Source organism: Pseudorhizobium xiangyangii (genome assembly GCF_020531965.1).
In the GTDB taxonomy this organism is placed as follows: domain Bacteria; phylum Pseudomonadota; class Alphaproteobacteria; order Rhizobiales; family Rhizobiaceae; genus Neorhizobium; species Neorhizobium xiangyangii.
On record NZ_JAJAWH010000109.1, the window covers coordinates 1 to 771 of the forward strand.

The window sequence follows — 771 nt, forward strand, 5'->3', positions numbered from 1 at the left end:
CGCCCGAAAGTGAGGAATAGCCATCGCAGTCCATCCATTGATATTTGGGACAAATTCAATTACCAAAACCTTCGTTGTAATACAACGACTAATTGCGCCTCCTGACCAAAGCGGACTAGTCCGCTTGCCATTCGGACCTTGGCGCAGCAAGCGCCTCTTCCTTCCTGGACTTACATAGCTGAATAGGCTGGCTTTTGTATAGATGGCTTGGCTTAGCCGTTCAGTTCGTCAATTGGTTGGGTAATGATATTGCATTGACTAGTGGCGGTCGCTTTGATTCAATCAGCCTCAGTTGCAATTCAGGAAGAAAACCATGGCACCACGTTCATCCAAATCGATCGCTGACCTTGAAGCCGAGATTTCCAAAATCAGGGACAAGATCAAGGCCCGCAAGGAACAGGGTGTCAGCCGTATCGGCAAACTGGCGATGGAAGCCGGCCTTCATAATCTCGACATTTCCGACGACCAGTTCAGAGAGGCGTTCGCAAAGCTCACCGAGCAATTTCGCAAGTCGGCCACTTAAGCCGATCCAGCGGCTCGAACGAAGACTGATACGCCTTATGCGCGACAAGAGCGCCATCGCCACGGATGACCGTAAACGCGACGCCCGTCAAAAAATCATGCTCGGTGGCCTCGTCATAAAGGCGGGGCTCGGAAAGGCCGATCGCGCCTTTATCCTCGGGCTGCTGATCGAAGGTTCAGACCACCAGCCAGGAACGCCGGAATACGAACGGCTCGTGAAACTGGGCAAGGAAAGATTTCAAACGTGAA

The 771-nt window shown here is 52.1% G+C and carries 2 protein-coding genes; both read left to right on the top strand.

What is annotated here, in order from left to right:
- Window positions 1–313 precede the first annotated feature (313 nt).
- A complete protein-coding gene (locus LH464_RS24410) occupies window positions 314–523 on the top strand; it encodes a TraC family protein (protein WP_226788983.1) in 210 nt (69 codons plus the stop codon).
- 37 nt (window positions 524–560) lie between these two features.
- A complete protein-coding gene (locus tag LH464_RS24415; RefSeq protein ID WP_226788984.1) occupies window positions 561–770 on the top strand; it encodes a conjugal transfer protein TraD in 210 nt (69 codons plus the stop codon).
- Window position 771 lies beyond the last annotated feature (1 nt).

Bases quoted from the DNA above. Each gene is read 5' to 3' on its own strand.
- LH464_RS24415 (WP_226788984.1), top strand. From the start codon at position 561: ATGCGCGACAAGAGCGCCATCGCCACGGATGACCGTAAACGCGACGCC.
- LH464_RS24410 (WP_226788983.1), top strand. From the start codon at position 314: ATGGCACCACGTTCATCCAAATCGATCGCTGACCTTGAAGCCGAGATT.